Source organism: Tessaracoccus caeni (genome assembly GCF_029211185.1).
GTDB lineage: Bacteria > Actinomycetota > Actinomycetes > Propionibacteriales > Propionibacteriaceae > Arachnia > Arachnia caeni.
Genome location: NZ_JARGDO010000010.1, coordinates 127,445 through 151,505 on the forward strand (window position 1 = coordinate 127,445; position 24,061 = coordinate 151,505).

The window sequence follows — 24,061 nt, forward strand, 5'->3', positions numbered from 1 at the left end:
TCGAACTGCGCGCCTTAGCGAGACGCTTGGAGGACGACGGCCGGGCAGCGACGCGCGCCAGGCACACGCTGCGTGCAGGCCCTCGGCCAGGGTCGGCGTCCGGCCCGGTTGATCCCGGAGAAGGCCGGGCGTCAGTCGATCAGCCGCACCGCTCGTCGCGGCTCAGTGCCGGGGTGCGCGGGCAGGCTCGTGCCGAGATCCTAGTTCAAGTGCGGCTGATCGACAGTGCGAACAACGACGGCGGACGGGCCGCCGGAGGCGCGGGAAGTGCGCGGTTCAGCCAGCCGGCGGACTGTGCGGCGGCGCGGGAGAGACGGAACAGGGCGGGCCTGAGCAGGAAGAGCACTCCGGTCAACAGGGCCAGCATGCACAGCATGAGCATGCTCAGGTGCCCGTGATCAGGAACTGTGCCGTGCGCGCAGCTCGCGTCACAGCCAGCGGACGCTCCGCTCACTGAGCCGTCTAAGGTTAGCGCGTCGGCCGCGCGTACTGTGTCGCTGGCGGTAGCTGTGCCCGCGGGCACGAGCGCGTCGCGCGCTGTAGCGTTGCCGGACAGGGAGTGCATCGCCACCAGGCCAAAGATGAGCATCAGCACGATCGCGAAGACCGTTCCGGCGCTCTGGATAAAGGGGCGCGTGGTCGCACGGTTCACCGCATCTCGCACACCAGCCCCTTTCGTTATGGTTTTGTTACCGTATCATGCTCGCCTGAGCCGTCGCCAGCTGCCCCTCACAGGCATGCCCTGCGATCCTCCTGGGGGTCGCGGCTCCCAGCCTGTGTCTCCCGGAATGCCCTAGCGTAGAACTAGGACGCTCCAGCGATCTGCGGGTGCGGTGCGCGGCAAAGGAGAGGAGGCGGCGATGCTGACCTGTGGTGGAACGCCGCACAGAGACTCGCCTCGCCGACGCCTAGTTTCCTTCAGTCTGCTCGCTCTGGTGCTGGCAGGAATCTTCGGTATGCATGTCCTGAGCAGCTCGGCCGGACACGGCGGCCACGACACGAGATCCCCCGTCGCGCTTATCACGAGCGATCACGAAGCCGCGGATGTCGGCATGGGCGGCAGCTTGGGCACGTTAGCGGGGGCGCACGCATCCGGCACAATGGCCGCACCGGATGTGGCACCGGGAGATGCGCAGTGTCCCAACTCGTGTGAAGATCCGGCGCCTGGTCATGCCGCTCTGATGGTGGGGTGTGTACTCGCTCTGTTGGCGGGCGTCGTGCTGCTACTCATTCCGCTCGTGCTGGAGCACTCCTGGCGCTCCCTCGTCCTCGCGATCCGCTCCCTGCCACTTGCGGGCACTGTGTTGCCGCGACCACGGCCGCCGTCTCTTCTCGTTCTGTCGATCAGTCGCACCTGATTCGCGCCCGCTCCGGCCTCGGCTGGAGCACGGCTGCGCCCTGCCCGGGGCGCGATTCTCTGACTTTGTTGACTGAATGAAAGGACGCATACTGATGCGTATTCGCACGCTTGCGCTGGCTTCGGCCGCGCTGTCCACCGCCCTCCTGCTGGCCGGCTGCTCCCCGAGCGGAACGTCGGACGGGATGGCCGGCATGGATCACGGATCCACCGCTTCTAAGACGCCGACTGAGTCCGCAGCGCAGTTCAATGCAGCCGACCAGATGTTCGTGACGATGATGATCCCGCACCACGAGCAGGCGATCGAGATGGCCGACATGCTGCTCGCCAAGGACGGCATCGACGAACGGGTGGTTGCCCTCGCGCAGCAGATCAAGGACGCCCAGGGGCCCGAGATCAAGACTATGCAGGCCTGGCTCGACAATTGGGGCGTCTCCGCCGATGATTCGTCGACGGGCGGCATGGATCACGGCGGCGGCATGATGTCGGAAGACAGTATGACCGCCTTCGAATCAGCCACCGGAACCGAGGCGACGCGCCTGTTCCTCGAAGGCATGATCGAGCACCACACCGGCGCGATCGAGATGGCCCAGTCCGCCCTCGATGGCGGCAAGAACCCGGACGTGCTCGAGCTTGCGCAGCAGGTCATCGACGACCAGAGCGCAGAGATCACCACGATGCAGGAGCTCCTGAACAGCCTCTGATTCCGGCCTTGACCCGGGTCCCCGCCCACGCAGGAGCGGGGACCCCGCCCGCATCCTCGCAGCTCGCACCGCTCCCCAGTGCCCCCTGCATCCTCTCCGTTGACCGGGCCGCCCGCCCGCGTCCCACAGAAAGATGATCCAATGCCCGCATCTCTCCTCTCCAGCACGCCCCGCCTGCGCGGGCGGCTGCTCGTCACCGCGGCGACGGCTGCCCTCGCCATCGTGCTGACCGGCTGCGCCGCTGTCGCTCCCGCTGCGCCAGCATCCTCGCCACCGCCAACCTTCGGCCATATTCATGCCGTGATCCCAGAAGCCGGGGGAACCCTCCTCGTCGGCACCCATACCGGCCTCTACCGCGTGGACGAGGACGGTGCAGTGGACGGCCCACTCGGCGACTACGACTTCGATCTAATGGGACTCACCGACACCCAAGGCGCGCTGATCGCTTCCGGGCACCCAGGCCTTGAAACCCCGACGGAGCTGGGCTCCCCGAATCTCGGCATTATCCGCAGCGACGACACCGGGAAGAAGTGGCACCCGGTCGCCTTCACCAACGATGAGGACTTCCACGTCCTCACTGCCAGCCCGGACGGTCAGCTCTACGGCATCGGATCAACCAGCCCCGCGCTGCGAGTCAGCAACGACCTGGGGACCACTTGGGAGTCCCGCACCGAGCTCGACGCCGTTGATCTCGCTGTAACCACAGATGGCACGATCTACGCGGCCACCCCTGAGGGCGTGCGCACCAGCACCGACGGCGGGGCATCGTTCACGCCACTCGGAGATGCGCCGCTGCAGTACCTGCTCGAAGCTGCCGGAGACACAGTCGTCGGGGTCGGCACCGACGGACAGATCTGGCAGCGAGTCGGTAAGGGCGAGTGGAAGGCAATCGGATCAGCGACGGGCACCGTCGAAGCATTGGGGCTCTCCCCGGCCGGAGACGTCATCCTCGTCGACGAACGCGGCATCGTTGCACTCGACGACGACGCCACGATCATCCTGCCCGCACTATCGAGCCCCTGACCGATATCGAAGGAGCCCTCACACCCTGAACCTCCAAGCCTCAGCGACTGCTTTCGCACCCCGGTCTCGCCACTCCGACACAGCCTCCTTAGCGCCACATGTGATACCCCTGTTCTGCTGTATACACATAGGCTACGAATCGTAGGCAAAGGCGCGCAGGACTTGGCTTCGCACCTGTCTTCTGTGACGGTCTCGATGCGGGTGATGAGCGCCGGTGACGGCTACAAGTACCTCCTGCGCTCCGTCGTCACCGGCGACTGCGACCGCTCGCTGTCCACACCGCTCACGCGCTACTACGCCGAAGCCGGGACCCCGCCCGGCAGGTGGCTCGGCGCCGGGATCGCGCAGCTCGCCGGCGGTCAGATCACGACCGGCGATGAAGTGTCGGAGGAACAACTGCAGCTCCTCATCGGCATGGGCCGAGATCCCGTGACCGGTGATCCGCTCGGGCAGGCCTACCCGGTCTATTCGACCCCGGTAGAGCGCGTCGACGCACGGGTCGAAGCCCTCGACCCCGAGCTCGGCCCTGCCTCCCGCGCGGAGGCTGTCGCGCAGATCGAGAACGAGGAACGCAAGCGCGGCACCCGGAAGGCGGTCGCAGGCTACGACTACACCTTCTCGTTGCCGAAGTCGGCCTCCGTGCTCTGGGCGGTCGCCGACGCGGGCACGCAAGCGCTGATCGCCGACGCGCATCACGCGGCGATCGCGGAAGTGATCGAGTTCATGGAACGCGAAGTCGCTGCCACGCGTGTCGGCTCGACCGGCGCCGACGGCGGCGCGGTCGCCCAGGTCGATACCTTCGGGCTCGCCGCGACCGCCTACGACCACTACGACTCCCGCGCGAACGACCCGCACCTGCACACGCACGTGGTGGTCTCTAACAAAGTGCGCACGGTGCTTGATGGGAAGTGGCGGTCGCTCGACGGCCGCCCTATGCACGCCGCCACGGTCGCGCTCTCCGAGTTGCACGAGGCGGTCATCGCCGACCATCTCACCCGGCTTCTCGGCGTCGAGTGGGAGGCACGCGAGCGGGGCCGGGGCCGGAACCCGGCATGGGCGATCGCGACGGTCCCGGAAGACCTCGTGCTCGAGTTCTCGACCCGCTCGTATCAGATCGATTCGGAGAAGGATCGCCTGATCGCCGAGTACGTGCAGCGGCATGGGCGGCAGCCGTCGGCGGCGACGGTCATCAAGCTCCGCGCTCAGGCCACGCTCACGACCCGGCCAGAGAAGAAAGTGCGCTCGCTCGCCGACCTCACGACCGAATGGCGCAAGCGCGCCACCAGGAAGCTCGGCCGGGATGCCGGCGAGTGGGCGCGCGAGGCGATCCCGGCGGGGATGATGCGGGTGCTGCGGGCGGATGACGTGCCGCTCGATGAGATCGAAGCGATCGTGCTCTCCGTGGTCGAGGCCGTTGGGGCGAAGCGGTCGACCTGGCACCGCTGGAACCTCACCGCCGAGGCCGCACGGCAGACGATGGGGTATCGGTTCGCGACGACTCGGGATCGGGAAGCCGTCAGCGGCATGGTCGTCGATGCGGCCGAGCGCGCCTCGCTGCGCCTCACCCCACCCGAACTCGCCTCCACCCCGGCACGGTTCCAGCGCCCGGACGGCACCTCGGCGTTCCGGCCCCGCCACTCGACCCTTTACTCCTCGACCGAACTCCTGGAAGCGGAAGCACGGCTCTTGAAACGCTCCCGCACCCTGACTGGGCCGACGCTGCCGCTCGCGGTGATCGAGCGCGTCACGGCCGCCCCGGATCGGGACGGGCGGATGCTTGGCCCAGACCAGGCCGACGCCCTCACCAAGATCGCCATATCGGGGCGAGTGCTCGACATGCTGGTCGGCCCCGCCGGCACCGGGAAAACCACCGCTATGAACGCACTCCGCCGCGCGTGGGAAGCCGAGCACGGGGCGGGGTCGGTGGTGGGGTTGGCGCCGTCGGTGGTCGCGGCGGAAGTCCTCGCCGACGACCTCGGCATCAAGACGGAGAACACCGCACGATGGTGGACGCTCCACAACCTGGGCCGGGTGTCATTCCGGGCAGGGCAGCTCGTCATCATCGATGAAGCCAGCCTCGCAGGCACCCTCTCACTCGACCGCATCACCAAGATCGCCGAAGAAGCCGGCGCGAAAGTCCTGCTCGTCGGCGACTACTCCCAGCTCCAAGCCGTCGAAGCCGCCGGCGCCTTTGGGCTCCTCGCGGGTGACCGCGACGACACCCCGGAGCTGTCCACGATCTACCGGTTCACGAACGAGTGGGAGAAGATCGCATCCCTCGGGCTCCGCCTCGGCCAAACCGATGTGATCGACACCTACCAGGATGCGGGCCGGATCGCCGGCGGCGATACCGAGGATGTGACCGCCCTGGCGTATGAGGCGTGGCGTGCCGACCGGGAGGCGGGGGTCGCGTCGATCCTCGTCACCGATTCCAGCGAATCCATGACCGCGCTGAACCTCCGCGCCCGCACCGAGCTGATCCTCGCGGGGGTCGTGCAGCCGATCCGTGGTGAAGTCGCCCTCGACGGCGGCGCGACCGCCGCGGTCGGGGATGTCGTCATCACGCGGGATAACCGCCGGGATCTCCGCTCACGGTCGGCGTGGGTGCAGAACGGGAACCGGTGGACCATCACCCGTGTGCGGCGCGACGGCTCCGTGACGATCCGGCCCGCCGCCCAGGATCGGGGCGGGTCGATCGTGCTGCCCGCCGGCTACGTCGCCGAGCACCTCGACCTCGGCTACGCCGTCACCGCCTACCGCGCCCAGGGCGTCACCGTTGACACTTCGCATGTGCTGGTCGAGCCGTCGATGACCAGGGAGAACCTGTACGTCGCCATGACTCGCGGCAGGGACGGGAACTACGCCTACGTCGCCGTCGACACCCCAGACGACGCGCACCGGCACCCGCACGAAGCCTCGGATGTGGAGGAGGCCGCACGGCGGGTGCTGTTCGGGGTGCTCAATCATTCCGGTGCGGAGCTGTCGGCGCACGAGACGACCGAGCGGGAGCAGGAGAAGTGGGGGTCGATCCGGCAGCTCGCCGCGGAGTACGAGACCATCGCCACCGAAGCTCAACACGACCGCTGGGCCACCCTCATACGTGCATCTGGCCTCACCACCGCCCAAGTAGGCGCCGTGCTCGACTCCGATACTTTCGACGCCCTCGTCGCTGAACTCCGCCGGGCCGAGGCGAACCATCACGACGTTGACCGGCTTCTCCCACGCCTGGTGAGGGCTCGGGGCTTCGATGACGCCGACGACATCGCCTCCGTCCTGCACTGGCGACTCGCCACCGCCACCGAACACCCTGCCAGCAGCGGGCGCGCGGCGCAGGTGCCGAGGTTGATTGCGGGGCTGATCCCCGTCGCTGGCGGCATCACGGAACCGGATATGCGGCAGGCGCTCGCGGAACGGCATCAGCTCATCGAACAACGCGCCGCGGCCATCGCTGAGCAAGCCGCGGCAGATGGTGCGCCGTGGGTGCGGGCGCTCGGGGCGCGGCCGGATGATCCACGCAAGCAGGAGGCCTGGGTACGGTATGCGCGCACGGTCGCCGCGTACCGTGACCGATACGGCATTACGAGTGACGATGCTCTCGGGCCGGCTCCGGATGGGCTCGCGCAGAAGATCGACCAGGCCCGCGCCACGCAAGCGATCCAACGCGCGCGAGCACTCACGACTCAGCGGGCGCGCCCGAAGGCCGCGTCGAACGCGCTCACCAGACGGGGCGCACGGTCACTCTGATGAAATGCCCGCACATTATCGGCGGGTGCATGACAAAGGCGAGAGCGCCGTTCAGGTGCCCCCGCCTGTATCGGGAGCAGTGCTATTCGGGCAGCTGCGAGGTGGACAGCACAAGTCGGTATGCCTCGGTGTTCTCGTCGCCGTAGTCAACGACATCTTCCAGCGTCATGATGTTGCGCACGTGCTCGATGGCCTCTGCCTGGGTCATCGGCGGTTCGTCGCCCCAGTCGTTCTGGTTCTGATCAGCGGTGACGATCGCTGCCGCTTCTTGGAAGTCCATCGTCGCATCTCCACGCTCGGTCTGTTCGGTGATGTGTCTTCAGCGCAACGTAGCGCCTCCTACTGGGTGCGCTCTCGTCTTCACCATCGCCAGGCGGCGGCCAGTGACGAGGGTTCCGCTTCCGCGCTGGCCGACGTACAGTGGAGGCGTAGGCAGTCTCTACAAAACGTTCGCCGCTATCGGATGTAGTGGCACGGCCACCCGGGAACGGGAAGCCCTTTTCAAATGACTCACTGCCGAGTGATCTGAAAGGGCTGTTCTCATGCTCTCGACCATCTTCTCCGGCGTCGTCCGCTGCTACTACTTCCTCGCGAGGTACGCACCCGGCCCTCGGCTCATCTCTCGCATCCTCCGTCGCGACGGATTGAAGTGGGGCACGCCCGCGATGCTCGTCGCCGCCCCGTACTACTTCCTCGCGAACTTCCTCAAAGGGCTCATCGAGCAAGGCGGTGACGCCTTGCTCAGCTTGCCGATGCTGTGGTGCCTCGTCATGGGAACCGTGTTCCTCGTGCTCGGGCCGGTCAGCCTTCTTAAGCTAGCGAAGGCTCGCATACTAGAAGCTGTGCAGGCACGCCGCGGCGACCGCAAGAAGGGCGTCCCTGCGACAAAGAACCCCGCGCCCGCGAGCAATGACGAGTAAACTTCGTAGTGTGTCACCGGTTCGCTCAGGCGAACGGAACCAGGTTCCGACGCGAGTGGCACGCAGGTGGCATACAGGTAGTGACGGGCTCAGAAAACCGCATGATTCCGCGCCTCTTGTCAAAATTGGGACTTCTGAGTCCCGTGTCTCTGGCGTCGGATGTTCCGGTTTACCCCGGCATCCGGGTGTCCGGTGTTTCCCATCGAGTCGCTTCGGTGTCGCGTTGTGGATATGTGGTGCGGTTATCGGGTTGGGGCCTGTAAAGTTTCCCGCGAAGAGTGACCTGTTTGGCTGCTGATAGGGCGTCGAACTCAAGATTGAGGGCAGATGAGCGGATCGTTCGGGCCGATGAAGCTGGATTTCAGCAGCTTTTATAAGTTTGTGTCCTCTGTGGGGTTGGTGCTTCTTGCGGCATCTGTAGCGCTCCCGTGGTTCGTGCTGCGCGCCGTGGTTCCTGAAGTGCGTCCCGGAACGCCTGCATCGCAGATCGTCGACATCGCTCTCGCTCAGCGTGCGGATCAGTATCTGTTCATCATCCAGTACTATCCCTGGGTATCAGCGGGCCTGTTCGCGGGAGGCTTTCTGCTTACGGTCTACGGGCTCTGGGCATGGCATGACCGTCAGAAGAAGCAGGACGCAGATGAGGATGAGGCGTATCGTCAGCGCAGAGAACTCGGAAATATGACGCAAGCTTCGGCTGATGACCGTGAAGAGAAACTCGAAGCCGAGGCGAAAGAGGGGAGTGTGGGTGTACAGGAAGCTGCCGAGAAGGAGGGGGAAGTCTCCATCGTCCGCGAATCACCTACGCCTCGGCCTGCGGCGTCACGAGCCCAAGGTGATGGCAGATATAGAGCTCGCCGCGATTTTCTTCGTGAGGCTGAGACTCGGGTCGGGAGGCTGCTGAGTGAAGCGTTTTCAGACACGCATAGTGTTGATTCAGGGATGCGTGTCGGTGGCGTGGATGCTCCGATCCTCGACCTCGTTGCTATCGCAGCCGATTCCTCGCGTTGGACGAGTTTTGCGATGGAGATTAAACTTGTAGGGAGATCCCTCATGTGGCATCAGCGGATGCGTGAGTTGATGCTTGCTGTTGCGATCGCGGCACGTGACGTGCCTGAGGGGCAGGTCCAAATCCAGCGAGCGGGTCGTCCTCCAGTAGCAAAGTCAGTGTCGTTATGTCTGGTTATTGTCGAGGATGAAGAAACGCAGAGTGATCAGCGCCTATCAGCCCGGCGTGAGTTGAGCAATGAGGAATTTGCTGAACGAACGGATCGGCTCGTGCGGATTGTGAATACCGTTCTCTCTCGGAAGGTAGGTGTAATTATTGTTCCGCAGGGTGAACTCCCCAATGTTTCGCCCGGCTGGTTCAGGCAGTCAGTGCTCGATGCAATGCTGCACCCTGAGAATGCGGTCAAGAGATTGGCGTGAGCGGAAGGTTATTCGGGAGTGAGTTGCTGCCTTGGTAGAATCCCGAAATCGTGTGTGTACCGGCTCTGAGTGCTCGTCCCTATGGGGTTTGTCAGTGCCGGTTCTTGTAGCGCGCAGTGCCTGCTCAGTGCGGACGCTCCGTGGCTCACTTCGTCGCCCTTGGCGCCTCCCCCCGGGCATGTCTTTGGTGGGCTAGGCGGTTTTTAGCTGGTTAAACCACTCGTTGACCTGGTCAACAGCGTCGGCCAATGTGATCGGAACCGACGCTGATGCGGCGGCCGAGCGGTAGTCGATCTCCCAATGTTGATGAGCGACGAGGCGTGCGGGCCAGGTCCTCGGTGTGGCTCCTGTGGCTTCGGCCTCTTGTGCTCGGGCTCGGAAGATGTCCTCGATGGCGTCGCGTATCTCTGTCAGTTTGGGCTGCCCGGTTGCTTCAGCAAGATCTCGGAGGAGAATCAGGTCGACGACGTCGCGGGCGCGATCATTGACGGAACTTGGAGGGTTGTGCGGATCAGTGGAGGCGTGGACCTTCTGTGCAATCTGGTATCGCAAAGAGAGTCCTGCCAGGTGGTCTGGGGAAGGCAGCCCGAACCCGACCAGTGCGGGCGGAGATATGCGCTCCGCTGAGCTGCCGGCCAGGCCCTCGTCGGGAGAGGTCTCAACTTGAACGCGTCGCCAGGTGACGCCATTCAGTGCGACCGTGATGTCGAAGCGTCTGGGCTTCACGAGCCGGTGGGGGACATTGATCTGTTCGACCGGGCCTCGATGCAAGACGCATGGTCCCCACGGCTGGCGGAGCGTATCGTCGAGCACCTCAAAGAACCGATCAAGATCACCCCGGACAAGGCCGTCGAGGTCCGTCGTTGTACGTGTGAGGCCTGGCAGGCGGTGCTGGAGGAGCGTCCCGCCCTTGAGAAGAAACAGCGGTTCGCCTTGTCCGTCCACTGCTTGCTGTAGCGCCGCTGTGACGATGGTTGACGCGACGAGCCAGCCGAGACGGCCACCGTCGGATTCAAGCTGCCGCTCGGCCTGTGCGATCCAGGCATTCAGGACTCGCGCCGAGTTCGGTGCCTTCTCTTCGGGCGGAGGGTTCCGACGGCAGCGGAGAGGTTGCCCGGGTCAGTGCTGGTCATGGCGCTCCTCAAGTAGCTGGGTTAGCCGTTCGTGATCGTCGCGGGGAAGGAGGCTGGTGCGGCCGCCGCGCTCCAGAGCTTGACGGATCAGGTAGGTGGGGGTGCCTGCTTCGATGCAGTCGGCGATGGTTGTCGGCAGGGTGGTGACCGGGATGCCTTCCCGCCAGGTGCGCTGATCCGGGCGAAGGTTGCGGTGGTGGATGACGTAGCGGTCGCCGCCGGTGCGTCGTAGTCGGTGTCGCCGACCCACGGTGAGGTGGATGCGGTCGGGGTTGATGTCGCTGACATTCCATGCGGCGAGTGCGGTGTCATGCGACAGGCACGCTTCTTCGGCTCCGGCCCAGAGGACGGCCAGCGCCCAGTTGTCGTAGGGGGTCGCGGGAACCTGGGGGATTCGATAGATTCCGTGGGTGATGCGTTCGACACGGTTTCGTGAGGCGAGCTTGGGAAGCTCGGTCTTCGGGATGCCTTCTTCGACGGCCTGAGCAGCAGTGACAAACCCGTGCTGATCGAGCGCGATCTCGCGGAGTCGCTCTAGGTACGTCAATGCCTCAGCCATGTCAAAAGTATACCAAAATGGGTTACTTTTGACATCGTGTCCGCCTGGGTTGGTGATCAGTGGCGCCATTCGTGGGCGTCGAGGCTCGGTTTGGCGAGGAGTTTCTGGGCGAGGGCGTCGTCGCAGCCGATGATGGTCACGGCGGTGTCCGCTGTGGACGAGAGGAACCAGGAGCGGTCTGACGGCCACAGGTAGCTCAACTCCAGGAAGAGGTTCCACTGCGCTGCCCAGGGTTCGAGGACGGTCCCGAAGACGCTCTCGCGCAAGGGTGCCGAGTATAGAACGTAGTTGAGTCGTCCGGGGTGCCAGGTGGTCTCGGGGGTGTTGAAGCCTCGCGATGCGGCTTGGGATGGGTCTCCGAGAAAACCGGCGTACAGCGCGAAGTGGCACTCGGTGTCGGGGTCGTAAGTGTCGAGCAGTATCTGGTCCAGCGTCGCCTGTTGCTCGTCGGAGAGCGGGTCGTCCGAGGTGCGATGGACATTGGGAGAGGCGAACGGAAAGCGGTCGTCGGAGACGAGGGCCGTGCCGGGATGCAAGAGCACGACAAAGCGATCGAAGTGGTCGGATGGGAACGCGTCGAAGGTCTCGATCCAGGACTGAAACCAGTCGAGCTGTCCGTTCTCGATGCGAGAGATCACCTGGTCAATGTACTCCCGGGCGTCTACGCGGCCTGAACCCAACCCGGCCGTTGAGTTTGCTCGCGACTAGGTATCTTGCTGCTCGGCTAGCAGCTTCGCGTGCAGGGATGCGGCGTCTGCTGCACCGAGTGTGAGGATCTCTTGCTCAGGGACGCCGAGGTCGCGGAGGGCTCGTAACAGGTACAGCGGGACGGCCTTCTTCACGGCCGGCGCTGGGGCGCCCCCGCGATCGGGGAGCGTCTTGTGCTTGACGCAGGCCCAGAACTCCGTCGCCGTGACGTCGAGCTGGTTTCGGAGGATATGCGACCACATTGATGCGCCGTACTCGGTGCGATCGACGGGGCGGGAGATTCGCGTGCGCAGAATGCGTCCGTCCCACAGTGCGAGTTCGTAAGTGCGGTGGTGCTGCACGGGTCGTCCGGTTGCGCCGCGAGTCAGAACCCAGCCCTCGATCTCGCAGAACCTGTCGTGGTCTTCCCGGGTGGCAGCGGGGTGCTTCTCACTCACCGCCGCGCTCGAACCAATCCCGCAGTTCGTCGTCGGTGGACAGCTTCACCAGCTGCACCAGCGCCCAGGCATCCGCGTGGTTGGGGGCATCCTTGAGGTGATCTTCCCAATCCTCCGCGTACTCGCGCAGCGACAGCAGCAGATCTGCGAGCGCGCCGTCCACATCGGGGCCTTCCGACACGAAGGGGTGGTCCTCCATGAGCGCGATCACTCGACCATCCTCGGAGAGCACGCGAATCCGGGGGGAGAGTGTTCGGTAGAGGTAGTCGCGGAGACGGTGAACGGGCATGACGGCTGAGAGTTCGCCGTCGCGGGCGAGGGTGACGGTTCGGCCCCGGGCGGTTGCGTCGAGGACGTCCTTCAGATGTGCTCGTGCTCGCGAATAAGTCGGGTAGTCCGCCACCAATGGCATGTTCATCACCCCTTCTGTATACGTACTTGATGTACGTGACGTACGTATTGTATCTCAGATGTGTCAAGACAGGAGTCTTTCTGAGTCGGGCAGAGGCACTCGAATGCCCCGCGGTCGTCAGTAGGGTGTCGTTCGACACCAGCGGAGGGAGCCGACATGGACAAGGACGAGGCCGAGATTGTCGTGCTGCTGAGGGAGAGCGTTCGACAGCAGCGGATGTGGCTGGGTGTGGTTGTGGTCGGCGTGATCATTGGGGCGATCATCATGGTCGCGATGTTCCCTGGCTTGAGGTTGAGCGGGCCGCTCGCGCTGACCGGCGTGGGTACGGCCCTTGGCATTCTCATCACTGCGCCGCAGCGGAAGATGCTGGCGGAACTGGGACTGAGTCGCGAGCAGGCCATCGAGCTGCTGAGTCGAGCCGATCGGGTCGGCCTCACTCTGGAAGAGAGGAAGGCGCGCCAGGGCCGTAGCCGGGAGACGTGGCGCCTGGTCACCACAGTCTCGACGATCATCGCGGTGATCGCCATCGTCTACGTCGCTTCGCAGGCCGGGAACACGGTAGACGACAACGCGCCTGAGTCCGCTACCTCAGCCTTGTTCCCGCTTGCGCTCTTCGGGGGTGCGGTCGCCGGCATCACCGCGATCACCGGGTTCATCCAACTGTCCACCTTCCCGCCCGTCGACCACGCCGCGGCCGTCGAGCGTGCCACGACCACTGAAGACGATCAGGCCGGTCAGGACGATCAGATCGCTCCGTGAATCAGGCAAGCTGTCGCGCCCGTCTGAGACCCAGGTCGACGATGTCGACGCCTCGCGTTCGGGCCGCGGCATAGCGTCGTCGTAGCTGGGCACCGTCACCGGGACGTAACCGAGATTTCCCTCCAAGGGTGGTGCGGTGCGCTGTGAAGTGGGTAAGAATGAGCGGAGCAGTGCCACTGGCTCTATCCCCAATGTCGGGGTCGGGTCGCGGCGTCCTACGACGAAGGAAGCACATGTCTCGTTATCCACTCAGAACCCTGGCCAGCGCCACCGCGCTGGCGATGGGTGCGTCGATGCTGGCTGCGTTGCCGGCCCAAGCTGCCGATCCGATTGAGATCCAACTGCTCGGCATCAATGACTTCCACGGACGGATCTGGTCGGCGCCCGACAATCAACTGGCGGGACGCCTGGCCAGCAAGGTCGAGGAACTGCGGGAGGCGAACCCCAATACAGTCTTCCTCTCCTCCGGTGACAACATCGGCGCCTCGACGTTCGAGTCGTTCATCGCCTATGACAACCCGACGATCGACGTGCTGAACGCCATGGGTCTCGAGGTCAGCGCGGTCGGCAACCACGAGTTCGACCGGGGCTTCGCCGACCTGCTCGATCGTATTCCGACGGAGTTCGGCGGCGTCGAGGATCTGGCGACCGATCGAAGCAAGACCGTCTTCCCTTACCTCGGCGCGAACGTGTACAACAAGGGCACCGACGCACCTGCCCTGCAGGAGTACTACGTGCTCGATGTGGGGGGCGTCAGCCTTGGCTTCGTCGGGTTGGTCACCAGTGAGACCTCGACGCTGGTGGCTCCCGCCGGAATCGCGGGCGTGGACTTCGGCGATCCGCTGCCCGCGCTCAACCGTGTCGCTGCGCAGCTCTCTGACGGCAACGAGGGCAATGGCGAGGCGGACATCGTGGTGGCGCTGGTCCACGACGGTTCCGACAACACGGACTGCTCCGCGATCGCGACAGAGGCCACCAACTTCGGCGGCTTGGTGCGGGATGCGAGCAGCGACGTCGACGTGATCTTCTCCGCGCACACGCACAGGGTCTACCAGTGCGAGATCGGTGGGCGTCAGGTGATCCAGGCCGGCTCGTATGCCACGCATCTTGCTCAGGTCGTGCTGAGCGTCGACCCTGATGACGGATCCGTGCGCTCGGCGACCTCGGGTGTCGTCCTCGTCAACGGGAGTGGTGCTCCGGCGATCGTCCCGACCCCCTCGATCGTCGAGCTGGTCAATGCGGCCGTCACCGCGGCCGAAGGACCGGGCTCGCAGGTGGTGGCGAATATTACTGCCGACATCACTCGGGCATCCGCCGGGGGCGCTGAGGATCGCGGCTCCGAGTCCAGCCTCGGATCCCTGGTGGCCGACATGCAACTGTGGGCGACCAGTGAGAATCCCAACTACGGCGGCACGCCCACCCAGATCGCGTTCATGAATCCCGGTGGCCTGCGGGCCGACCTGTTGTACGGCAGCGACGGCAGCGTCACCTATAAGCAGGCCGCGCTGGTCCAGCCCTTCGCCAACACCCTGGTGACGATGACCCTCACCGGCGCGCAGATTCGCCAGGTGCTCGAGGAGCAGTGGCAACCAGAAGGAGCCTCCCGTCCCAGGCTGGCGCTGGGTATCTCCAAGGGCCTGTCGTACACCTACGTCGCGGATGCCGCTCGCGGGAGCCACGTCGTCGACATCACCTTCAATGGCGCACCGCTGGACGAGTCGGCCAGCTACCGCGTGGTGGTCAACTCCTTCCTGGCCTCCGGTGGCGACAACTTCACCACCCTCTCAGAGGGCGCCGACGTGTCCGATTCGGGCCAGGTCGACCTGCAGGCGGCCGTCGACTACTTCGCCGCGCATTCGTCGGTGTCCCCGCCGGCGCTGGGTCGTTCGTCGGTGGTCGATCCGCCGGCAAAGGAGATCGCCAACCTGACCGCGCCGAAGATCACCGGCAAGGCCGTGGTGGGGCAGACCCTGAAGGCCGACCCGGGCACCTGGTCCGAGACCGGCGTCAGCTTCGCGTACGAATGGAAGCTGAACGGCACGGCGATCAAGGGTGCCAGCTCGTCGAGCTACAAAGTGGCCAAGGGGGACGCCGGCAAGAAGCTGACTGTTACCGTGACGGCGGCCAAGGAGGGGTTCACCTCCGCCTCCGCCACCTCGAAGTCGGTGACGGTGAAGGCCAAGACGGTCAAGAACACCTCGAAGCCGAAGATCACCGGCAAGGCGGCCGTCGGCCACAAGGTGAAGGCCAGCTCCGGCACCTGGTCCGAGAAGGGGCTGACGTACAGCTACCAGTGGAAGCTGAACGGCAAGAAGATCAAGGGCGCCACGAAGTCGGCCTACACGGTGCCGACATCGGCGAAGGGGAAGAAGCTGACGGTGACGGTGACGGCCAGCGCGGTCGGTGTCGTGACGACGTCCGCCACGTCGAAGTCGGTGACGGTGAAGGCCAAGCCGATCAAGAACACCTCGAAACCGAAGATCACCGGCAAGGCGAAGGTGGGCAACGTGGTGAAGGCCAAGCCTGGCACCTGGTCTGAGAAGGGGCTGAAGTACCGCTATCAGTGGAAGCTGAACGGCAAGCCGATCAAGGAAGCGACCGAGTCGAGCTACAAGCTGACGTGGCTGGCCAAGGGCAAGAAGCTGACGGTGACGGTGACGGCCAGCCGCAGCGGTTATGTCTCCGCCAAGGCGACGTCCAAGTCCGTGAAGGTGGGTAAGCGGTAAGAATGACAAATAACGCACACTCGACGCCTCTACCGGCCCCATATCGGGCTGTGAAGGCGTCGAGTGTGCGTTACTCATCGTTTCGTGTGCGCAGTGCTCCGCTCTGCCTTGCTGATAGCTGGCCTGGACCAGGTCCGTGAGCTGTTGGAGGGTCATTCCAGCCGCCGTAGCGGCGGCGGCCACCGTCGTGCCGTGTCGGCGCCGCGAGACGATCAGTCTCTGCGCCTCGAGCTCGCGGTAGGCGCGCTGTACGGCGCTGCTGGCGAAGTAGAGGTTCCCGCTCAGCGCGAGGCAAGCCGAAGACGACGGAGGGGGCGTGCCGATCGGCACGCCCCCTCCGTGGTTCTGGAGATCAGTGGGTCTCGGCCACCTCGCCCTTGACCGTCTCCGGGGTCTGGCCCGCGAAGCGCTCGAGGATCGTGGTGAGGTCGAAGCCCGTGGTGTCCTTGACCAGCTGCACGGTCTGCAGCAGGTTGTCGGTGACCTGACGCGGGATGGCGCCGGCGCCCTCCGTCGAGACGACGGTGAGGGTGTCGATGTTGCTGATCGGTTTGGCGACCTCGCTGGCGATCTGCGGCAGGGCCTCGATCAGCATCTGCAGCACGGCGGCGTCGTTGTAGTGCTTGAACGCCTCGGCGCGCTTGTCCATCGCTTCGGCCTCGGCCTGGCCGACGGCCAGCACGGCCGCTGCCTTCGCCTCGCCCTCGGCTCGGACGGCCTCGGCCTCGGCGACACGACGGGCCTTCTCGGCCTCGCCGCGCTTGGCGCCTTCGATGGCCTCCGCCTCGGCCAGCGCCTGACGACGGGACTTCTCGCCGATACCGGTGAGACGGGCCTGCTCGGCAGCCGCTTCGGCATTGGCGATGTCGGCGGCCTTGCGGGCCTCGGCCTCGAAGATGGCGGCGTTGCGGCGCGCCTCGGCCTCGGTCTCCACGCGGTACCGCTCGGCGTCGGCCGGACGACGAACCTCGGTGTCGAGCTGGCGCTCCTTCAGGGCGGCCTGCGCGACGGCGACCTTCTCCTGCTCCATCAGGATGGCCTGATCGCGGTCGGCCTGGGCCAGCGGACCGGCGGACGCAGCGGTAGCGCGGGCGGCGTCGGTCTCGGACTGGATCTCGGCCTGCTTCAGCACGAGCGCGCGCTGCGCGATCGCGATCTCCTGCTCGGCGGCGATCTGGGCCTGCTCTGCCTCTCGGCGAGCCGCAGCCTCGGCGACGGCGGCCAAGCGGCCGACCTTCGCGGACTCGGGGCGGCCCAGGTCGGACAGGTAGCTGCCGTCGTCGGTGATGTCCTGGATCTGGAAGGTGTCCAGCACCAGGCCCTGGCCGGTGAGCGAGGCCTCCGACTCGTCGGTGACCCGCTGTGCGAAGGCGGCGCGGTCGCGGATGATCTGCTCGACGCTCAGCGAACCGACGATGGAGCGCAACGATCCGGCCAGCGTCTCCTGGGTGAAGGTCTCGATCTCCTCCTGCTGAGACAGGAAGCGCTGCGCGGCGGCGCGGATCGAATCCTCATTGCCGCCCACCTTCACCAGCGCCACGCCTTCGACGGTGAGCTTGATGCCCTGGCCGGAGACCGCGTTGCGGATGGTCACCATGATGCGGCGCGACGACAGGTCGAGCACGTGCAGGCGCTGAATGAACGGGACCACGAAGACGCCGCCGCCCATGATGACCTTCTGGCCGCTGAGGTCGGTGGAGACGACGCCCGTCTCGGGATTGCGCACCTCCTTGCCCTTGCGGCCGGTGATGATGAAGGCTTCGTTAGGCTTGGCCACCTTGTATCGGCTGGCGATGAGCCCGCCGATCAAGATCACGAGGATGATCAGCCCGATCACGGCGACGAGTACGGGGTTCAGGTCAAACATGGCGCCCTTTCTGTTGCGTTGGTTTGCCAGGTATGGGGAGGCGCGTGGCCTCTTAGGTCAGCTCGCGCGGTTCGTGCGCGGGCTGGACGGCGACGGCGGTGGGGGAGATAACTTCGGAGACCCAGACCTCGGTGCCTGCCATCAGCGGGCCCGGTGCCTTGGCGGTGAGCTTGCGCACGTGCCCTCCGACGCTGACCCGGATCTCGCCGTAGCCCTCCTCCGGGATGGCGGTGATCACGATGCCGGGATGGCCGATCATCGACGACGTCTTGAACGACGAGGCCGACTCGTCGCGCCGGAGCAAGCGGGTGAGCCAGATGGCGAGCGCGGTGGCGGCGACGCCGGTTACCGCGCCGACGGCGAGGGCGACGAACATCAGGCTGGTCAGCCCGAGCCCTATAGCGGCACCGAATCCGAACGCCCCCAGGAAAGCTGCGAGGCTGGTCAGGGAGAACAGGTCGCCGTCGAGGAAATCGAGGTCGAACACGCCGTCGATCAGGTCGCCGAAGATCAGCGACGTGAGCACCAGAACCACCCCGACGGCTCCCATGATCAGGAAGACAGTCATGTGTCCCACGTCCTTAGGCGGTTCTGGCTAGGTCATTCCTAGTCTAGCGGCGGGATCCAACGGCCGCCGGGCAACCTCCGGTCTCGTGCCAGTGCTCGGCGCGTCTGGGCACTAGGATCATGGGTCAACGCCCTCGTAGCCCAACGGTAGAGGCAGGCGGCTTAAACCCGCTTCAGTACGGGTTCGAGTCCCGTCGGGGGCACCCAACGCACAAGGCTCGAACCTTGGCCCGAGGAATCAAGGGCTGGGGTTCGGGCCTTGTCGGCGTTCTCTGCCCAGGTGAGCGCGTCGGCGTTGACCTCGGGGTCGAGCAGCATCTCGAAGGGCCGGTTGTTCTCGACGCGCAGTTCGTCGTCCTCCTCGATGTAGACCTTGGTGAAGAAGGCCTGGTTGCACAGGCGCCGGTTGGCGTCGTCGCAGCGGGCGTAGATGTCGGCGCAGTTCTCCAACAGGTTCAGGGCGTCGTCCAGGTGCGCGCGGGCGTCGGTGTACTCGCCGTGGTGGGCGTCGAGGCGGCGGTTCACCTGGTCGAGTTCTCCGGCGATGCGGTCTTGTTCCCGTTTGAGGACGGCGAGCGGGATCGCGTCGGCGTAGTGGGCCTGCATGAGCCGGTCTTGCTCGTGCTCCAGGCGGTCGCGGTTCGCGGTGAGCTGGGCGAGTTCGTCGGCTTCGGCGGACATCAGCCGGTCGAACTCGTGGTGCAGCATCCCGGCCAGAGCTTCGCGTCGGGCGGGGGTGAGTTGCACGCGCTGGTAGTAGTTCTCGATCAAGTGCTCGACGTCCTCGATGAGGATGGCCTGCCTCGTGCAGTCGGTCCGCTTGGAGTGCCGCCCTGAGCAGACGAAGTAGGGGTAGACGTTGCCGTGTCGGTTCTTCGCGTTTGACACGATGAGGCGGGACCCGCAGGCCCCGCAGTAGACGGTGCCTTTCAGGTAGTGGTCGTGCACCTGGGTTGCCTCGGATGCGCTCTTGTGCGCGGTGAGGACGGACTGCACCTGGTACCAGACCTCGGCCGGGACGAGCGGCTGGTGCGCACCCTTGTAGGCGACGCCGCGGTAGATCACGTCGCCCTTGTAGTACGGGTTCGTCAGCATTCGGTGTACCGAGGACACAGCGAGCGGTTTCGAGGGCCGCTTCGGGGTGGGAAGACTGACCAGCCCTCGCGACGTCAGCTCGTCGTGGATCTGGCTGACGGTCCAGTTCCCGGAGGCGTATGCCTTGTATGCCCACTCAATCAGCGGTGCCCGGTCGGGGTCGAGCTGCACCGTGCGAACTTCGCGGCCGAGCTCGTCGCGGGAACGGATGTTGAGGTAGCCGATCGGTGCCTTGCCGACCGTGCCGCCGGTGGCGGCTTTCTGCGTCATGCCCTTGATGACCTCGGTGGCGAGATTGCGGGAGTAGAACTCCGCGATCGTGGACATGATGCCGTGCAGCAGCATCCCGCTGGGGGTCTCGTCAATGTTCTCGGTCGCGGAGACGAGCATGACCCCGGCCTCCTGCAAGGCGAGGTGGATCGTTACGTCGTCGGCGCGGTTGCGGGCGAGCCGGTCGACCTTGTGGACGATGCAGTACGCGACACGGTTGCGCTTGACGTACTGGATCATCCGCATCAGCTCGGGCCGGTCGGCCTTGCGGGCGGACTCGCCCGCGTCGATGAACTCCTTCACGATGACCGCGCCGAGCTGTTCGGCCTTGCGGCGGTTGGCCTCGCGCTGGGCGGGAATGGAGAAGCCTTCATCGGTGCCGCCCTTCTCGGCTTGCTCCTTGGTGGAGACGCGCAGGTAGGACACCGCGAGTGCGGTGCCCTGGGGCGGTTCGATGAGACTGCGCACCGGGTCTGGAGTGCGCGCGGACGTGGTACTCATGGGGGCCTGCTCTCACGAAATCTCGGCCCTCGCGCTCGGGCTGAACGCCCGAGGGGTGCTGATCGTGAGAGGAAGCCCGAAAGCTCTAGGACTAGGCCGGAACGGCCACGTAAACGTTGCCCGCCGGAGCGGGGTTTGGGACCACAACACCACGTCGACGCGAGGCTTGCTTGTGCTCGATTCTACCCGGATGCCTGGTCGGCGACCATTGCCGGACGGTAGGTCTCCGGTATTGCGGCGGCGCGACGCTCGGCGCGCGATCGGCCGGTCTCCTGCAAGGTCAGCCGGATCAGAACCTCGGCGAGCTTGTGCAAGTCGGCGTCCTCGCGATGTACCGCGCGTACGGAGAATGAACGGTCCTCATAGCGGCGCCGGTCGGTCTTCTTGACGTAGGTGCCCATCAGTCGCGCAACTCCCCAGTGGCAGGGTCGAGGCCGGCGTAGAACTCGTCCTCGGCCTGCTTGCGGGCGGCGACGTCATCGAGGACGAACTGCACGAAGTCCTCGTCGCGGTTGGCGATGATCCGGTCCTCGACGGGCTCTGCCGGGTCCTCGCCGGGCCAGACGGTCTGCCGGGTGGGGCGGTCTCGGTCGAGGCGGGTGCCGCAGGCGGCGACCCAATCCCTGAGCCGCTGTCTGGCGTCGGCGAAGTCGCGGTGCCAGCCCAGCGGCGCGGAGGCGTTCTGCTCGCTGTCGTAGGCGGCCAGCCAGTGCAGGTGCAGGGCCGAGAGCTCCCAGACGAGCTCGGGGTGGCGGTGCCAGAACGGCGGCACCACCGATGCGGGCAGACCATATGTCGTGCGGAGCCAGTTGACCCACTTATTCAGCTCCAGCCACTCGGCCTCGGCTTCCTCGCTCGTCAGGAGGTTCCAGTTGATAGGGTGCGGCGGCTCGGGCAGCAACGACCCCTCGAACTCCTCGGGCGCCTCATCGAGGTCGGGCTCGTCACCCAGGTCCGGCGCGTCGCTGTCGTTCTCGTTCATCATGGTCACCGCCGGTCAGAGTCCGAGCGCCGGTGCGGCGTTGCGGGCCTCGCGGCGCGCCTCGGCATCGACGGACTGCCCCGCGGCTTCTCGCGTGACGGCGGGCTGGCGGCGGGTCCGCTTGACCTCGTAGCGGGTGCGGGCGAGGTCGTGGCCGAGCTTCTTCGCCACGAACTCCTCGGCTTTGACGACTTCGCCGTCCGGCGTGGTGTGGTCGTACTCGCGGACGTAGCCCTCTGCGACGAACTTGTCGCCCTTGGCGAGGCGGTCGTGCGCGCGTTCGGCGGTCTTCTTGAACGCGACGAGGTCGTGGAAGGTCGTCTCGGTCTGCGTGAACGACCCGTCCTCCTCACGGCGGTAGTGTTCCTGGCCGATCTTGACGTACAGGCGCGCGTCGCCGCGCTCGGTGTAGGTGAGCTGCGGGTCGGAGGCGATAAACCCGGAGAGGGATTCCTGCGTGTGGAGAGCCATCGGACTGTCCTCATTTCTGACATCGACGGGCGGCCCCACAGCCGGGGCCGCCCTTGTGTCAGGCAGGTGCGCCCGGCTCCTCCAGCGGACGGCGTTGCAGCAGCGCCTCGATGCCGGCCCGGTCGGCCCGCAGTTCCTTCGCATCCGGCCGGTCGAGCCAGGTCCGCATCCTCGTGACTATGGGCGGCGCGGAGCGCAGCAGCACGAGCGCAGTCCCGAACGGCAACGTCCTGATCGTGTCGGGCGGCATGATCGGGACGCGCCGGATGGAGCGTTGCGCGGAGCGGGAGCCGTGGTCTCCGACCGTGGTGGAGTCGGTCACCTCGTCGCGCTCGCCGATGAGCGTGGTCAGGTCGTGCAGGTCGCGGCTGTTGGAAGCGCCGCCGAGGATGATCTTGACGATGGAGGCGTCCCAGATCGCGCCGGCGGCGTTCTCCGACCATTTCTCCCGCGCCTGAGCGAGGCTTTGGAGTACGGGCATGGTCGTGATCCCGGTGCCGCCGCCTTCGGCCATGAGCGTGGGCAGTGACGGTAAGGGGGCGAGGTTGCCGACCTCATCGAGGGCGAGCAGCAAGGGCGGGTCGAGCCTCGCGCCGGGGCTTCCGGCGGCGATGCGGCGGGCGGCTTCCACGACGTCTTCCACGAACGCCGCCACCAACGCCGCGCTGTTGTTGGCGCCGGCGCCGGTCGCCAGCAGGTAGAGCGTTCCGCGGGCACGGAGAAAGGCTTCGGGGTCGAAGTTCTCGCCTTCGCGCGGCGACACGGCGTCGAGCACGCGCGGGTCCGCCAGGGCGGCGAGGGCGAGGGAGACGCCTTGCCAGATGGAGTCGCGGGTTCTCGGGTCGGAGTCGATCATCGCCTGTAGCGACTCCGCCCACCCGACAGCCGCTCGTGGGTTCGCTGTCAGGATCGCGACTGCGTCCGCGGCGGCGGATGGGTCGAGGGTCCACCGGAACAGTTCACCCGGTGGGCGACGGTCGAGGGCAGCGGCGTGGAGCAGGGCTTGGAGGGCGGTGCGGGTCTTGCCTTCCCAGAACCCGCCGCCTTCGACTCCGCCTGCGGACAGGCCGGTGCCGGCGGCGAGTCCGGTGGCGCGGATCATCGCGGTCAGCGGGTCCTCGCACCCGCGGATGGGTGACCATCTGAGGCCTGCGGGGATGCCTTCGGCGAGGTGCTGTGGGTCGAACACGGCGACCGGGCCGATGCGCTCGCGGGCGCGGAGAGTCGCGGTGAGGTTGTCCGGCCGGGTCGAGGTGGTGACGACTGCGCCGGGTGCGTCGAGGATGGTGTTGATGACGATGTGGGCGCCCTTCCCGGACCGGGGCGGGCCGATCAGCAGGATGCTGTCCTCCACCGATGCCCACACGCTCTTGCCGCGCGACTGGCCGATCCGGTAGCCGACGTCCTCCGGTGTCGGCTTGTGGAGCGAGGGTCGCAGGTGCCCGGCCCGGCGCAGCAGCGCGGTCTCGGAGGCGGCCTTGGTGACCTCGGTGCGGGTGGCGATACCGGGGATGCGGTAGGGGTCGTTCTTGACCTGTCGGCCGTGCTCGCGGAAGAACCGCCACCCCCAGCACCCTGCGCCAGCGGCGGCGAGGATGAGGACGGCGGCGGTGATCCAGTACGCCACGACGTTCAGACCGGGTGCGCCGAGCGCGGCCGCCGGGTCGCCGGGGTTGAGCAGCACGCCCAACCCGGCCTCGACTCCGCCGGCGGGTTGCCCGGTCCCGGTGATCCACGCGGCGACCGAGCCGGCGCCGCGGAGGATGGCGGCGAGGATCGCGGCGCCGATGAGGAGGCCGATGCCGAGGTTGCTCAGCTCGTCCCCGAGCGATCCCGTCGGCCTCGGGGTGGTCATTCGGGGTGCCCGATCGTGAGCGTCCCGGAGACGCGGCCGAGCAGGATCACCTCTCGGGTCGGGCTCACGGCGAGCTGGTCGGCGGTGAGCAGGCCGCGCATCGCGCCGTCCGGGGCGGCATCGCCGTGGGCGATGACGACGGCGATCGCCACGTCCTCGCCCGGCACGAACCCCTCGCCGTGGAGCGCCACGAGTTCGGGCGGAGCACTCGCGACCGGTGGCTCAGGTGCGGGGGCGGGTTTTGGTTCGGTGCGGCGGCGTCTGGTCGGAGTGATGATGTCGGTGAACGTGCTTCCGTCCGCTTCGCGCACCTCGACCCGCACCGGCGAGCGGCGCTGTTCGGTGAGCTGGTCGAGGACGGCGGCGAAGTCCTCTCGTCGCCACGGAGGCGCGAACGGCTCCGGCTCGAACGGCACGCCGTCGACGGTGACCGTCATGCGTCCGTCGTCGGTGATCGTGATGACCACGAGCGGGAGAACGACCGGCACAGCCTCGACCTCGTCACGGTGAACAGACGCGGGCATGATCGTGCGCTTATAGCGG

The 24,061-nt window shown here is 66.3% G+C and carries 22 protein-coding genes and 1 tRNA gene; 8 read left to right on the top strand and 15 right to left on the bottom strand.

The features are described 5' to 3' along the window. Nucleotides 1-205: 205 nt before the first annotated feature. Entirely contained in the window at nucleotides 206-664 is a 459-nt protein-coding gene (locus P0D62_RS10805; protein WP_152424142.1) for a DUF6153 family protein, read from the bottom strand. Between the two features lie 788 nt (nucleotides 665-1,452). On the opposite strand from P0D62_RS10805, the gene P0D62_RS10810 reads away from it, so the two are divergent. The 3 genes from P0D62_RS10810 to mobF all read left to right on the top strand — a co-directional run bounded on the left by P0D62_RS10810 (nucleotide 1,453) and on the right by mobF (nucleotide 6,828). Then, nucleotides 1,453-2,061 (top strand): DUF305 domain-containing protein, encoded by a 609-nt coding sequence (locus P0D62_RS10810; RefSeq protein WP_024356141.1) that lies wholly within the window; start codon nucleotides 1,453-1,455, stop codon nucleotides 2,059-2,061. Nucleotides 2,062-2,202: 141 nt separating this feature from the next. Then, nucleotides 2,203-3,084 carry a sialidase family protein gene (locus tag P0D62_RS10815; protein ID WP_024356140.1) on the top strand — a complete coding sequence of 294 codons (882 nt, stop codon included), beginning with the start codon at nucleotides 2,203-2,205 and terminating at the stop codon, nucleotides 3,082-3,084. Nucleotides 3,085-3,246: 162 nt separating this feature from the next. Beyond that, nucleotides 3,247-6,828 carry a MobF family relaxase gene (gene mobF / locus P0D62_RS10820; protein WP_275702572.1) on the top strand — a complete coding sequence of 1,194 codons (3,582 nt, stop codon included), beginning with the start codon at nucleotides 3,247-3,249 and terminating at the stop codon, nucleotides 6,826-6,828. Nucleotides 6,829-6,910: 82 nt separating this feature from the next. Here mobF and P0D62_RS10825 read toward each other — a convergent pair whose 3' ends face one another. After that, on the bottom strand, nucleotides 6,911-7,108 hold the full coding sequence (locus P0D62_RS10825) for a hypothetical protein (protein ID WP_017882583.1): 198 nt from the start codon (nucleotides 7,106-7,108) through the stop codon (nucleotides 6,911-6,913). A gap of 262 nt (nucleotides 7,109-7,370) precedes the next feature. On the opposite strand from P0D62_RS10825, the gene P0D62_RS10830 reads away from it, so the two are divergent. Both P0D62_RS10830 and P0D62_RS10835 read left to right on the top strand, forming a co-directional pair. Further along, entirely contained in the window at nucleotides 7,371-7,748 is a 378-nt protein-coding gene (locus P0D62_RS10830) for a sulfate permease (RefSeq protein WP_275702573.1), read from the top strand. A gap of 327 nt (nucleotides 7,749-8,075) precedes the next feature. Further along, on the top strand, nucleotides 8,076-9,176 hold the full coding sequence (locus tag P0D62_RS10835; protein ID WP_275702574.1) for a hypothetical protein: 1,101 nt from the start codon (nucleotides 8,076-8,078) through the stop codon (nucleotides 9,174-9,176). Nucleotides 9,177-9,368: 192 nt separating this feature from the next. Here P0D62_RS10835 and P0D62_RS10840 read toward each other — a convergent pair whose 3' ends face one another. From P0D62_RS10840 to P0D62_RS10860, 5 genes are all read right to left on the bottom strand, one after another. Beyond that, nucleotides 9,369-10,226 carry a nucleotidyl transferase AbiEii/AbiGii toxin family protein gene (locus P0D62_RS10840; RefSeq protein ID WP_319947003.1) on the bottom strand — a complete coding sequence of 286 codons (858 nt, stop codon included), beginning with the start codon at nucleotides 10,224-10,226 and terminating at the stop codon, nucleotides 9,369-9,371. Nucleotides 10,227-10,295: 69 nt separating this feature from the next. After that, nucleotides 10,296-10,868 (bottom strand): type IV toxin-antitoxin system AbiEi family antitoxin domain-containing protein, encoded by a 573-nt coding sequence (locus P0D62_RS10845; protein ID WP_275702575.1) that lies wholly within the window; start codon nucleotides 10,866-10,868, stop codon nucleotides 10,296-10,298. 56 nt (nucleotides 10,869-10,924) lie between these two features. After that, nucleotides 10,925-11,506, bottom strand: a complete 582-nt coding sequence (locus tag P0D62_RS10850; RefSeq protein WP_275702576.1) for a hypothetical protein — start codon at nucleotides 11,504-11,506, stop codon at nucleotides 10,925-10,927. A gap of 66 nt (nucleotides 11,507-11,572) precedes the next feature. Next, nucleotides 11,573-12,013 carry a hypothetical protein gene (locus tag P0D62_RS10855; protein WP_275702577.1) on the bottom strand — a complete coding sequence of 147 codons (441 nt, stop codon included), beginning with the start codon at nucleotides 12,011-12,013 and terminating at the stop codon, nucleotides 11,573-11,575. After that, nucleotides 12,006-12,431 carry a hypothetical protein gene (locus P0D62_RS10860; RefSeq protein ID WP_275702578.1) on the bottom strand — a complete coding sequence of 142 codons (426 nt, stop codon included), beginning with the start codon at nucleotides 12,429-12,431 and terminating at the stop codon, nucleotides 12,006-12,008. The genes P0D62_RS10855 and P0D62_RS10860 overlap by 8 nt, the downstream gene beginning before the upstream one ends. A 150-nt stretch (nucleotides 12,432-12,581) precedes the next feature. Between P0D62_RS10860 and P0D62_RS10865 the strand changes: the two genes are divergently transcribed. Together P0D62_RS10865 and P0D62_RS10870 are read left to right on the top strand one after the other, a co-directional pair. Further along, nucleotides 12,582-13,184 (top strand): hypothetical protein, encoded by a 603-nt coding sequence (locus tag P0D62_RS10865; RefSeq protein ID WP_275702579.1) that lies wholly within the window; start codon nucleotides 12,582-12,584, stop codon nucleotides 13,182-13,184. A gap of 233 nt (nucleotides 13,185-13,417) precedes the next feature. Then, nucleotides 13,418-15,910, top strand: coding sequence for a 5'-nucleotidase C-terminal domain-containing protein (locus tag P0D62_RS10870; RefSeq protein ID WP_275702580.1), 2,493 nt, complete (start codon nucleotides 13,418-13,420; stop codon nucleotides 15,908-15,910). Nucleotides 15,911-16,262: 352 nt separating this feature from the next. On the opposite strand, the gene P0D62_RS10875 is transcribed toward P0D62_RS10870, so the two are convergent. Both P0D62_RS10875 and P0D62_RS10880 read right to left on the bottom strand, forming a co-directional pair. Further along, nucleotides 16,263-17,777, bottom strand: coding sequence for a flotillin family protein (locus P0D62_RS10875; RefSeq protein ID WP_275702581.1), 1,515 nt, complete (start codon nucleotides 17,775-17,777; stop codon nucleotides 16,263-16,265). 52 nt (nucleotides 17,778-17,829) lie between these two features. Then, entirely contained in the window at nucleotides 17,830-18,345 is a 516-nt protein-coding gene (locus P0D62_RS10880; protein WP_275702582.1) for an NfeD family protein, read from the bottom strand. Nucleotides 18,346-18,474: 129 nt separating this feature from the next. Here P0D62_RS10880 and P0D62_RS10885 point away from each other — a divergent pair. Beyond that, nucleotides 18,475-18,547 (top strand) — tRNA-Leu (locus P0D62_RS10885). Here P0D62_RS10885 and P0D62_RS10890 read toward each other — a convergent pair. From P0D62_RS10890 to P0D62_RS10915, 6 genes are all read right to left on the bottom strand, one after another. After that, nucleotides 18,507-20,210 (bottom strand): recombinase family protein, encoded by a 1,704-nt coding sequence (locus P0D62_RS10890; protein ID WP_275702587.1) that lies wholly within the window; start codon nucleotides 20,208-20,210, stop codon nucleotides 18,507-18,509. The genes P0D62_RS10885 and P0D62_RS10890 overlap by 41 nt on opposite strands. 182 nt (nucleotides 20,211-20,392) lie before the next feature. Beyond that, the gene (locus P0D62_RS10895) at nucleotides 20,393-20,611 is read right to left on the bottom strand and encodes a hypothetical protein (protein ID WP_144317201.1); all 219 of its coding nucleotides are present in this window, start codon (nucleotides 20,609-20,611) and stop codon (nucleotides 20,393-20,395) included. Next, the gene (locus P0D62_RS10900) at nucleotides 20,611-21,195 is read right to left on the bottom strand and encodes a hypothetical protein (RefSeq protein WP_211346259.1); all 585 of its coding nucleotides are present in this window, start codon (nucleotides 21,193-21,195) and stop codon (nucleotides 20,611-20,613) included. The genes P0D62_RS10895 and P0D62_RS10900 overlap by 1 nt, the downstream gene beginning before the upstream one ends. Nucleotides 21,196-21,207: 12 nt before the next feature. After that, nucleotides 21,208-21,663: a single-stranded DNA-binding protein gene (locus tag P0D62_RS10905; RefSeq protein ID WP_259804123.1), complete on the bottom strand. Its 456-nt coding sequence runs from the start codon at nucleotides 21,661-21,663 to the stop codon at nucleotides 21,208-21,210. A gap of 58 nt (nucleotides 21,664-21,721) precedes the next feature. Beyond that, a complete protein-coding gene (locus P0D62_RS10910) occupies nucleotides 21,722-23,518 on the bottom strand; it encodes a type IV secretory system conjugative DNA transfer family protein (protein WP_144317199.1) in 1,797 nt (598 codons plus the stop codon). Continuing rightward, complete coding sequence (locus tag P0D62_RS10915) at nucleotides 23,515-24,042, bottom strand: hypothetical protein (protein WP_144317198.1); 528 nt, start codon at nucleotides 24,040-24,042, stop codon at nucleotides 23,515-23,517. The genes P0D62_RS10910 and P0D62_RS10915 overlap by 4 nt, the downstream gene beginning before the upstream one ends. Nucleotides 24,043-24,061 lie beyond the last annotated feature (19 nt).

Coding starts and splice junctions, on each gene's coding strand:
- P0D62_RS10865 (WP_275702579.1), top strand. CDS start 12,582: ATGGACAAGGACGAGGCCGAGATTGTCGTGCTGCTGAGGGAGAGCGTT.
- P0D62_RS10880 (WP_275702582.1), bottom strand. CDS start 18,345: ATGACTGTCTTCCTGATCATGGGAGCCGTCGGGGTGGTTCTGGTGCTC.
- P0D62_RS10915 (WP_144317198.1), bottom strand. CDS start 24,042: ATGCCCGCGTCTGTTCACCGTGACGAGGTCGAGGCTGTGCCGGTCGTT.
- P0D62_RS10835 (WP_275702574.1), top strand. CDS start 8,076: ATGAGCGGATCGTTCGGGCCGATGAAGCTGGATTTCAGCAGCTTTTAT.
- P0D62_RS10875 (WP_275702581.1), bottom strand. CDS start 17,777: ATGTTTGACCTGAACCCCGTACTCGTCGCCGTGATCGGGCTGATCATC.
- P0D62_RS10860 (WP_275702578.1), bottom strand. CDS start 12,431: ATGAACATGCCATTGGTGGCGGACTACCCGACTTATTCGCGAGCACGA.
- P0D62_RS10830 (WP_275702573.1), top strand. CDS start 7,371: ATGCTCTCGACCATCTTCTCCGGCGTCGTCCGCTGCTACTACTTCCTC.
- P0D62_RS10815 (WP_024356140.1), top strand. CDS start 2,203: ATGCCCGCATCTCTCCTCTCCAGCACGCCCCGCCTGCGCGGGCGGCTG.
- P0D62_RS10870 (WP_275702580.1), top strand. CDS start 13,418: ATGTCTCGTTATCCACTCAGAACCCTGGCCAGCGCCACCGCGCTGGCG.
- P0D62_RS10910 (WP_144317199.1), bottom strand. CDS start 23,518: ATGACCACCCCGAGGCCGACGGGATCGCTCGGGGACGAGCTGAGCAAC.
- P0D62_RS10845 (WP_275702575.1), bottom strand. CDS start 10,868: ATGGCTGAGGCATTGACGTACCTAGAGCGACTCCGCGAGATCGCGCTC.
- P0D62_RS10905 (WP_259804123.1), bottom strand. CDS start 21,663: ATGGCTCTCCACACGCAGGAATCCCTCTCCGGGTTTATCGCCTCCGAC.
- P0D62_RS10890 (WP_275702587.1), bottom strand. CDS start 20,210: ATGAGTACCACGTCCGCGCGCACTCCAGACCCGGTGCGCAGTCTCATC.
- P0D62_RS10825 (WP_017882583.1), bottom strand. CDS start 7,108: ATGGACTTCCAAGAAGCGGCAGCGATCGTCACCGCTGATCAGAACCAG.
- P0D62_RS10895 (WP_144317201.1), bottom strand. CDS start 20,611: ATGGGCACCTACGTCAAGAAGACCGACCGGCGCCGCTATGAGGACCGT.
- P0D62_RS10810 (WP_024356141.1), top strand. CDS start 1,453: ATGCGTATTCGCACGCTTGCGCTGGCTTCGGCCGCGCTGTCCACCGCC.
- P0D62_RS10900 (WP_211346259.1), bottom strand. CDS start 21,195: ATGATGAACGAGAACGACAGCGACGCGCCGGACCTGGGTGACGAGCCC.